Annotated in this window: 10 protein-coding genes; 7 read left to right on the top strand and 3 right to left on the bottom strand. The window is 52.5% G+C overall.

Annotated elements, in window-relative coordinates; all coding sequences use genetic code 11:
* The first annotated feature begins 421 nt into the window (after positions 1 to 421).
* From alaS to Q0W37_RS06275, 5 genes are all read left to right on the top strand, one after another.
* Complete coding sequence (alaS, locus tag Q0W37_RS06295) at positions 422 to 3,067, top strand: alanine--tRNA ligase (protein ID WP_297699829.1); 2,646 nt, start codon at positions 422 to 424, stop codon at positions 3,065 to 3,067.
* A 242-nt stretch (positions 3,068 to 3,309) separates the two neighbouring features.
* Positions 3,310 to 3,759, top strand: coding sequence for a zinc ribbon domain-containing protein (locus Q0W37_RS06290; RefSeq protein ID WP_297699827.1), 450 nt, complete (start codon positions 3,310 to 3,312; stop codon positions 3,757 to 3,759).
* A gap of 114 nt (positions 3,760 to 3,873) precedes the next feature.
* Positions 3,874 to 4,677 carry a MetQ/NlpA family ABC transporter substrate-binding protein gene (locus Q0W37_RS06285; protein ID WP_297699825.1) on the top strand — a complete coding sequence of 268 codons (804 nt, stop codon included), beginning with the start codon at positions 3,874 to 3,876 and terminating at the stop codon, positions 4,675 to 4,677.
* Positions 4,678 to 4,685: 8 nt separating this feature from the next.
* Positions 4,686 to 5,495, top strand: coding sequence for a methionine ABC transporter ATP-binding protein (locus tag Q0W37_RS06280; RefSeq protein ID WP_297699823.1), 810 nt, complete (start codon positions 4,686 to 4,688; stop codon positions 5,493 to 5,495).
* The gene (locus Q0W37_RS06275) at positions 5,492 to 6,175 is read left to right on the top strand and encodes a methionine ABC transporter permease (protein ID WP_297699821.1); all 684 of its coding nucleotides are present in this window, start codon (positions 5,492 to 5,494) and stop codon (positions 6,173 to 6,175) included. The genes Q0W37_RS06280 and Q0W37_RS06275 overlap by 4 nt, the downstream gene beginning before the upstream one ends.
* Here Q0W37_RS06275 and Q0W37_RS06270 read toward each other — a convergent pair.
* Entirely contained in the window at positions 6,172 to 7,212 is a 1,041-nt protein-coding gene (locus tag Q0W37_RS06270) for a GSCFA domain-containing protein (protein ID WP_297699819.1), read from the bottom strand. The two genes, Q0W37_RS06275 and Q0W37_RS06270, sit on opposite strands and share 4 nt — an antisense overlap.
* Positions 7,213 to 7,512: 300 nt before the next feature.
* Between Q0W37_RS06270 and Q0W37_RS06265 the strand changes: the two genes are divergently transcribed.
* Positions 7,513 to 8,268, top strand: coding sequence for a geranylgeranylglyceryl/heptaprenylglyceryl phosphate synthase (locus Q0W37_RS06265; protein ID WP_297699817.1), 756 nt, complete (start codon positions 7,513 to 7,515; stop codon positions 8,266 to 8,268).
* A 36-nt stretch (positions 8,269 to 8,304) separates the two neighbouring features.
* Here the strand turns inward: Q0W37_RS06265 and Q0W37_RS06260 are convergent, their stop codons facing one another.
* Both Q0W37_RS06260 and Q0W37_RS15395 read right to left on the bottom strand, forming a co-directional pair.
* Complete coding sequence (locus tag Q0W37_RS06260) at positions 8,305 to 8,574, bottom strand: hypothetical protein (protein WP_297699815.1); 270 nt, start codon at positions 8,572 to 8,574, stop codon at positions 8,305 to 8,307.
* Positions 8,575 to 8,577: 3 nt separating this feature from the next.
* Positions 8,578 to 8,805 carry a DUF4258 domain-containing protein gene (locus tag Q0W37_RS15395; RefSeq protein ID WP_367186248.1) on the bottom strand — a complete coding sequence of 76 codons (228 nt, stop codon included), beginning with the start codon at positions 8,803 to 8,805 and terminating at the stop codon, positions 8,578 to 8,580.
* 204 nt (positions 8,806 to 9,009) lie between these two features.
* Between Q0W37_RS15395 and Q0W37_RS06255 the strand changes: the two genes are divergently transcribed.
* Positions 9,010 to 9,288, top strand: coding sequence for a hypothetical protein (locus Q0W37_RS06255; protein WP_297699814.1), 279 nt, complete (start codon positions 9,010 to 9,012; stop codon positions 9,286 to 9,288).
* The last annotated feature ends 1 nt before the right edge of the window (position 9,289 follow it).

Genomic DNA, 9,289 nt, shown 5'->3' with positions numbered 1-9,289 from the left:
AAATAAGGCGAATTTAACCTAACTTTAAACAGTCCAACTTCTTGGGTTCACTTCAGCGAGGGGGTGATGGAAGACCCGGCTAGAAGATCCCCGCCTTCGCGGGGATGACGAGTGGGGCGCGGTGATGACACAGCCGGGGCTGCAATCAGGGGGAAACGTTCCCCTTTTCTATATCATATCTCTCGTCTTTCGTCTCTCGTCTTTGGAATTGTCACTTCGTTCCAATCCCAAATTCTAGTCTCGGTCATGTCCAAGCAAGCTTGGCCGCGACGCTCGACTTGAGAATTTGTCGTCTAATTTCTATCTTGGCGCTCCTTCGGAGCGCATTTAGCACGGCTCAGCAATGTCAAAACAACAAGTTGTTTTGCCGCTGCGTTCGCCTTTTGCTAAATTTACGCCCGAAAAAATAAAGGGACACATTATGCCTACTATGACTTCTGCGCAGGTGCGCGAATCTTTTATCAAGTTCTTTGAATCCAAGGGCCACCTCTTTGTGCGTTCTTCGCCGGTGGTTCCGCATGACGACCCGACGCTCATGTTCACGAACGCGGGCATGAACCAGTTCAAGGCCATTTTCCTGGGCGACAATCCGAAGGGCTGGAAGCGCGCATGCAACAGCCAGAAGTGCCTCCGCGTGTCCGGTAAGCACAACGACCTCGACGTGGTGGGCCGCGACAACTACCACCACACCTTCTTCGAAATGCTCGGCAACTGGAGCTTCGGCGACTACTACAAGAAAGAAGCCATCGCCTGGGCATGGGAACTTTTGACCGAAGTGTGGAAGCTCCCGAAGGAACGCCTGTTCGCGACCGTGTACCAGGACGACGACGAAGCCTGGCAGATTTGGAAGGACGTGTCCGGCCTCCCGGATGACCGCATCATGCGCTTTGACGCTCACTCCAACTTCTGGGAAATGGGCGACACCGGTCCGTGCGGCCCCTGCTCCGAAATCCACTACGACCGCGGCGACCTCGCTACGCAGGCCGAAACGTTCAAGGACCCGATCAAGGGCGTGAACGGCGAAAACGACCGTTACATTGAAATTTGGAATAACGTGTTCATGCAGTACGAACGCGTGAGCGATGGCTCCCTGATTCCGCTGAAGGCCAAGAACGTCGATACCGGTATGGGTTTCGAACGTATCTGCGCTATTCTCCAGGGCAAGACCAGCAACTACGATACCGACGTGTTCACCCCGATTATCGCTAAGATTGCTGAACTCTCCGGCGTTCCGTACAACGATGGCGAAGCTGGCACTCCGCACCGCGTGATTGCCGACCACATCCGCGCTATTTCTTTCGCCATTGCCGACGGCGCACTCCCGTCTAACGAAGGCCGTGGCTACGTGCTCCGCCGCATTCTCCGCCGCGCAAGCCGCTTTGCCCGCCTGCTCGGCCAGAAGAAGCCGTTCATTTGCCAGCTCGTGCAGGTTCTCGCCGACACGATGGGCGATGCCTTCCCGGAAATCCGCGAACGCAAGGAATTCGTGGCAAGCGTCATCAAGAGCGAAGAAGAAAGCTTTATCCGTACGCTCGACGCTGGTCTCGAACGCTTCGCCGCTATCTCTGCCGAACTCAAGAAGGGCGACAAGATTCCGGGCGACAAGGTGTTCCTGCTGTATGATACTTATGGATTCCCGCCGGACCTCACTGGCATTCTCGCCGAAGAAAAGGGCCTCCTGATTGATGAAGAAGGCTACGAAAAGTGCATGGAAGAACAGAAGGCCCGCGCCCGCGCCAACATGAAGCAGGGCATCAACACGATGGGTACCGAAGGCTGGACGCAGTACAGCGAAGAAAGCACCAAGTTCGTGGGCTATGAACTTTCCGCTTGCGAAACGAAGGTTGTCCGCTGGCGTGAAGACAAGGGTGTCCTCTCCATCGTGCTCGAAACCTCTCCGTTCTATGCCGAAATGGGTGGCCAGGTCGGCGACAAGGGAACGCTCGTTTCTGCTGATTTGGAAATTGACGTATTCGACACCGTGAAGGTGAACGATACCGCCCTCTGCCGCGGTAAGGTGAAGAAGGGTACGGCCAACGAAGAGACGATGGGCGCCGTGTTCATGGCGACTGTCGACAACGACCGCCGTAACGACATCCGCAAGAACCACTCCGCCACCCACTTGCTGCAGGCTGCGCTGCGTCAGGTGCTCGGCACTCACGTGCAGCAGCAGGGTAGCTTTGTTTCCAACGAACTCCTCCGCTTCGACTTCAGCCACTTCAACGCCATGACTGCCGAAGAAATCCAGAAGGTCGAAGACATCGTGAACGCGAAGGTGATGGAATGTCTGCCGGTCAACACCCAGGTGATGGGCGTTGATGAAGCTAAGGCTAGCGGTGCTATGGCTCTGTTCGGCGAAAAGTATGGCGATGAAGTCCGTGTGGTGAAGATGGGCGCCTGCAACGAAGAATTCTCCAAGGAACTCTGCGGTGGCTTGCATGTGCAGAACACCGGTAACATCGGCCTCGTGAAGATTATTAGCGAATCCAGCGTGAGCGCTGGCGTACGCCGTATCGAAGCCGTCTCTGGCCGTGGCGCACTCTCGCTGCTCCGCGCCGGTACGCAGATTCTCACGGCTCTCCGCGAACAGCTCCGCTGCAAGGACGCCGAAGTTCTTGACCGCATTCAGCAGACCTTCGCCAAGACGCAGAACCTGGAAAAGAGCTTGCAGTCTGTGAAGCTTGAACTCGCAACGCTTGCCGCTGCCGAAATCTTGAATGGTGGCATCAACGTGATGGGCGTGAACCTGATTGTCCGCGACCTAAACATGCCCGAAGACAAGTACAAGGACTTGCTCGATGGTGTTCAGAACAAACTTGACGTTGACAGCGTCGCCGTGATTGCCAACAAGGTGAACGGTGCCGGTAGCATCGCCGTGATGGTGGGCAAGAACGTTCAGGCCAAGGGCATCAAGGCCGGTGACATGGTAAAGGACCTTGCCGCTGCTTGCGGTGGTCGTGGCGGTGGACGCCCCGACCGCGCTCAGGCCGGTACCAAGGAAGTCGACAAGATTGCCGGTGCTATCGCCAACGCCAACAATTGGATTAGGGCCAAGCTGGGTGCTTAGTTAGACGAAAGAACGCCGCGTTGCGGCTACAGACGAGAGACGAAAGAATCTCAAAATTTTCAGGCGGCCTTAGGGTCGCCTTTTTTGTTTGTGGACCGGGGGCCGCGCGCTTCTCGGTTGCGCGCCTCTCGTAAAAAAGCAACAGCCTGTTGCTTGTTTTTGCTATAGCTTGGTTCTATATTATACTCGTCAAAAGAAATGATAAACGATTAAAAATATTTTATTTGCAAAAGGAGAATATTATGGAAGTACGAGAAGTTTTGCTTAAGTTGCGCTCGAATCAAAACCTGACCCAGGACCAGATGGCAGAACGCTTGCATGTAACGCGCCAGGCTGTGAGCCGCTGGGAAACTGGCGAAACCCAGCCGAATACCGAAATGCTCAAAGTCATCTCCCGTGAATTCGACGAGTCCATCAACACGTTGCTCGGCGCTCCGCGCCAACTCTTCTGCCAATGCTGCGGAATGCCTCTCAGCGAAGATTCCATGATCAGCCGTGAACCCAGCGGCGAATTCAACGAAGATTATTGCAAGTGGTGCTATACCGACGGTAAGTTTGTTTACAACGACAAGTCGGTCCTCCTCGATTTTCTGCTTTCGCACATGCCCAATCCCGACAATACTTCCGACGCAGAACGCCGTGCCTTTTTCGACAAACACCTCTCGCAACTAAAGCATTGGAAACAAGCGTAAAGCTTTTTGCACAAAATATATATAGAAAAACCCTATAAAGCGCTATAGTTAAATATATCTTGCTGATAACTCTTGCCAATCCTATCTTTCGCGTGCAAAAAATAGGAGAGTAAAATGAATATTGTAAAAATCAGCAAGGTTATTTTGTCTGTGGCGATTGCTGCCGCTGCCGCGTTTTCTGCCGAAGTCATCAAGGTCGGTGCAACCCCGGAGCCGCATGCTTCTATCTTGAACCTGGTAAAAGAGGACCTCGCCAAGGCGGGATACGAACTCAAGGTGGTTGAGTTTACCGACTACGTTACACCGAATGAGGCTTTGGAATCGGGCGAACTGGACGCGAATTATTTCCAGCACTTGCCTTATCTCGAAAGTTTCAATAAGGAAAAGGGGACGCACCTTGTGAATGCGGGCGGTATCCATGTGGAACCTTTCGCGCTTTATCCGTCGAAGAATTCCAAAAAGAAGGTGAAGTCTCTTAAGGATCTGAAGAAGGGTGGCACGATTGCGATTCCGAACGACCCCACCAACGAAGGCCGCGCCTTGCTTTTGCTGCAGTCTGCGGGACTTATCAAGCTTGACCCCAAGGCGGGTATCACGGCGACTCCCATCGACATTGTCGATAACCCGAAAAAGCTGAAGTTCAAGGAACTGGAGGCTGCTTCGCTCCCGCGCATTTTGCAGGATGTCGATGCGGCGGCCATCAACGGCAATTACGCGATTCCGGCGGGGCTTAACGCTTCGACTCACGGCTTGTTTGTCGAAAATGCGAGTTCGCCTTATGTGAATGTGGTTGCCGTCAAGGCGGGTAACGAAAAGTCCGCAAAGATTCAGGCCTTGGTGAATGCGCTCAAGAGCGAAAAGGTCAAGAACTGGATCAAGGGCAAGTACCCCAAGGGCGAAGTGGTTCCCGTTTTTTAGGTTGCGCGATGCAGCTTAAGCTCGAACATCTGAATAAGACATATACGACAAAACGCGCAAGCGTCACGGCAGTCAAGGATATTTCCCTTGACTTTCCTGATAATGCGATTATCGGCATTATCGGCAAGAGCGGGGCGGGCAAGTCTTCGCTATTGCGGCTTGCGAGTTTGCTAGAAACTCCCGACCAGGGCGAGGTCTATTACGACGGTGTCCGCGTAGACCATTTGCCTAAAAAGGAACTGAATCGCCGCAGGCTCGAAATCGGGATGATTTTCCAGAACTTCAACCTGTTCAGTTCGCGTACGGCGGGCAAGAATGTGGCGTTCCCGCTGGAACTTGCAGGTTGGAACCGCCGCGATATCGACGCTCGCGTCAAAGAGATGCTTGCGCTTGTGGGCCTTGAAGACCGCGAGAAGTCGCCGATTACAACACTTTCGGGCGGTCAAAAACAGCGCGTGGCGATTGCTCGTGCCTTGGCACCGCGGCCGAACATTCTTTTTTGCGACGAAGCGACGAGTGCGCTCGACCCGCAGACGACTCACGAAATTCTGGACTTGATTAAGAAAATCCACGCAGGAATGAATCTCACAGTGGTGATGATTACGCACCAGATGGAAGTGGTGCGCGATGCTTGCCAATATGTGGCGGTCATCGACAAGGGCTGTGTGGTAGAGACAGGCGCGGTGTCGGATGTATTCCGTTCGCCCAAGCACGAAATTACCCGCGAGTTCCTTTCGAATATTCGTCGCAACGAAATTTCTGTCGAGTCGGCAATCGCCTATTTGCAGGACAACGGTTACGAGGTGAGTAAAAGATGAGTCCGATAACGGAACTGGTGTTGCAGTCTACTTGGGAAACCATAGTCATGGTTTTCTTTTCGACTTTGTTTGCAGTACTTCTCGGGTTCCCGTTGGGCATTTTCCTGTTCGTGACTTCTCCACGGGGAATCGCTCCCAAGATTGTTCCGTACCAGCTGATTAGCCGTATCGTGAACACGCTGCGTTCTTTCCCCTTCGTGATTTTGATGATTGTGATGTTCCCGCTTTCGCGCGTGGTGCTGGGAACGGCGATTGGGACGGAGGCGACGATTATTCCGCTTTCTGTTGCGGCGGCTCCCTTTATTGCGCGTCTGACCGAGACTGCGTTGAACGAGGTGGACAAGGGCGTCATTCAGGCGGCGGTTGCTATGGGCGCTTCCAAGCGGCAGGTTGTGCGGAAGGTGATGATTCCCGAGGCGCTTCCGTCGATTATTTCGGGCGTTACATTGACGATTATTACGCTGATTGGCTATTCTGCGATGGCGGGCGCTATTGGCGGGGGAGGCCTTGGCGACCTAGCCATTCGCTACGGCTACCAGCGATTCCGCACCGATGTGATGATTGAATCGGTTATAATCATCATCGTTATGGTAGAGGTCATCCAGTTCCTTGGCAATAAAGCCGCGGCCCTGGTGGCAAAATACCCGCTAGGCAGTTTTAGCCGGTCGAAGCGTTCTTAGCAGAGTTTTTTGCGGTTGTCTTTTTCTTGCGCTAGGTCAAGTCCGGGAATTTGCTTTTCAAGTTCTGCCGCCTGCGCGGCGAGCTTTTTCTGGAATTCTGCGGTGGCGGGAGAGCTTTCGTCTTTAATGTGGTGACTCGCCATTTTCAGGAATTTTTCCACGCGGGCGATGTCTGCGCGGGTCTTTTCGTCGCAGTAGGTGTCTACCATGCGCTCAAAGATGTAGTCTTCGGCGGTTTTAGACAAATGAACCATGTCGTCGGCGTAAAAGCGGTAGTCGCGCAACTCATCCATCACGATTTCGTAGCTAGGGAAATATTCAGCGATGTCATTGCGAGGAGCCAACGGCGACGCGGCAATCTCTTCGATAGCTCTTTCTATGCCGAGTAATACTGTTGCCTTGGAAAGGTTGTTGCCGTGTGCTCCGTCGCCCTTGTGCCTGATTGGCGACACGGTGAACACGATGCGGGGTTCGCGGCCGTTGCTGTTTTCTGCGGTCGCGGCGATTTTACGCAAGTTCTCGACGATTTCGCGGATGGCGCAGGCGACTTCTTCGACCGAAATCAGCCGGCGCGTGAACAGATTCGGGTCTTGCCTGTGACAATTCGATACGGGCTTGCCGCTGTCCTTTAAATAGTAGACGAATGCGGAGCCGAGCGTGATGAAGACGGTGTCCGCCTTTTGCAAGAATTCCCGGGCCTGCTTCGCGGCGGCGTTCAGCTTGGCGATGCATTCTTCGCGGGTGCTTGCCGAAAGCGAACTGTGCGCATCCCAGCAGTGCCAAAGCCCGTCGCATCGCGTGTCTTGAAAAACATCGTCTTCTCCGAAAACTTTCCCATCGGCAATCGCTTTGACTTGGCTCTCCAAAGAAATCGGATTATATACCGTGCCGAACGGGTTTGCAAGAACGTTGAACTTCCGTTCTGCAAACTGTGCTGAGATATTGTCTGCGAAACACGATCCGAAAAACGCCAGGTGGCTTTTGTAGTCGATTTGCCAGTCGGATATAGGAATGTCGATTTTCGTGAAAAGATTCATGACGTAAATATAGTAGACGGTAAGAAAAATGAAAAATGCCGAATGTCATCCTGGAGCGCAGCGACGGAATCCAGGGCAGAATGTGGCGAGAGGTCTCTGAGGCCTAAGCCTGTGCCTGCACTGAGTTTAACCGAAGTAAAGGGTGGAAAAGCAGGTGAATTGCGTTGGAAGGCGGATTTGTGAACGTGGGGTGAACGAAAATGCCTCAAATGGGGGCAAAGAAAAGGCTTGTGGGCTTCGGTTTTTCGTCTTTTTTATTATCTTTCTAAGAGGTTACCCTTGTGGTAGAAAGGATATTTTATGAAACCTGGGAAGACAGAACTCCGTCTGAATGCAGAAATCGAGAAACGTGGGGCACTTTTTGCAGTGCTACTGGATCCGGATACCTCGGACGAAGTCGCCTTTGTGAAGGCTGGCGCGATGGCTGCCGAAAACGGTGCCGACCTCTTGTTGGTGGGCGGGTCTTTCCTGGGTAACTTTACGCTTCCGAAGCAGGTGGCGGCGCTCAAGGCGAATGTGGACCTGCCTGTTGTACTTTTCCCGGGTGGAGCCTCGCAGGTGGTGCCCGGCTTTGACGCGATGCTTTTCATGACGCTCGTGAGTGGCCGTAACCCGAACTACCTGATCGACGAACAGGTGCGCGGTGGAGCACTCGTGCGAGCCTTGAACATGGAAGCGATTCCGACAGCCTATCAGCTGATCAACAGTGGCAAGCGCACGACGGTGGAATATATCAGCGGTACGATGCCGGTTCCCGCAAACAAGCCGAAACTCAGCATGGTGAACTCCATTGCCGCCGAACTCATGGGCATGCGCTATGTGTACCTAGAAGCGGGCAGTGGTGCCGAGGAACCTGTACCGGTGGAACACATTGCCTATACCCGCAAGGCGACCGAGATGACGATTATCACTGGTGGTGGCATCAAGGATCCGCAGACGGCTGCAGTCCGTGTGGCCGCTGGCGCAAACATCATCGTGACCGGAACCCTATGGGAAAAGGTGGACGATCCTGCACTTCTCAAGGAATTCGCCTCCGTGATTCACGTTAAGGGATAAAAGTCCGACTATACTCTATTGCAGTTGTTGTCGAATCTACGCAACCTCGATGTCGAGCTTGCTTTCGGTATAACGCTTGACCACGGAATTGAGCAACGTCTGGTAAGGAATTCCGACGCGTTCAGCCTTCGCCTTGAATGCCTCTAAAACACCCGGATCAAAACTTGTTCCGACTTTGGTTTTGCGTTTCTTGACTGTGGCAATGGCTGCTGCCATTGATGGGGCCGGGGGCATTGCGATGCCAGCATTATCACCCGTTTCCTCATATTCCCTTTCGAGGGCCAATGCAAGTTCTTTGTCTGTCATAATCTACCTCCTAGGGAAAAGTGTTATCAGCGTATCCGTGAGCACGTTATAGACCAACCTAAATTTGCGCCCATCAAACACAGTGTCAACCAAAATAACAGAGTTGTCGAAATTGGATAAATTCCAAGAAAAAATCGGCTCGTTGGAATCGAAGAAATTCCTCACCTGTTCTTCGGAAACACCTCTCTCATCCATTCTCTGTTTTGCGTGTTCGCTTATCTTGATGTCCATAATATATATCTTTATCTAGATAATGTCAAGATATTTGTTGCTGGGCAAATTTTATTCACCCCTATTAGTTAACACGTATTTTTTGACTAGACTTGTAGGCGCTTTTTATAGCCTTTTTTGACATTTTTACCTCTCCATTCCCTAAATAATTGTGTATTTTTCAGCTAAAAGGATGCACCGCACCGGTGCAGTTTTGAGGTATCTATGCGTAAACTCGTTATTGTGACTTACGTGCTCCGTGCGCTAGGCTTTGTGCTTGTGCTTCTGAGCTTGTTCGGTCACAGTGTTATTTTGAACTTGTTTCCCGCTCTCGAAGGGCGTTCCATCAACCCGATTTTTTATTCGGGTATTTTGTGCTATGCGGTGGGAGCGGTCATTTATTTCTTTATCAACAAGAAAGAAAAGGCTGAACGCCGTCGCAAGGAAATCGAAGAGGCTGAGTCTCGTGCGTTTGGCGGCTCTAGAAATTCGGAGCAGGAGTGAT

It is taken from the genome of uncultured Fibrobacter sp. (genome assembly GCF_947166265.1).
Classification (GTDB): domain Bacteria; phylum Fibrobacterota; class Fibrobacteria; order Fibrobacterales; family Fibrobacteraceae; genus Fibrobacter.
Note: the sequence above shows the minus strand (reverse complement) of the source record. Positions and strands in the feature narration are given on the sequence as shown.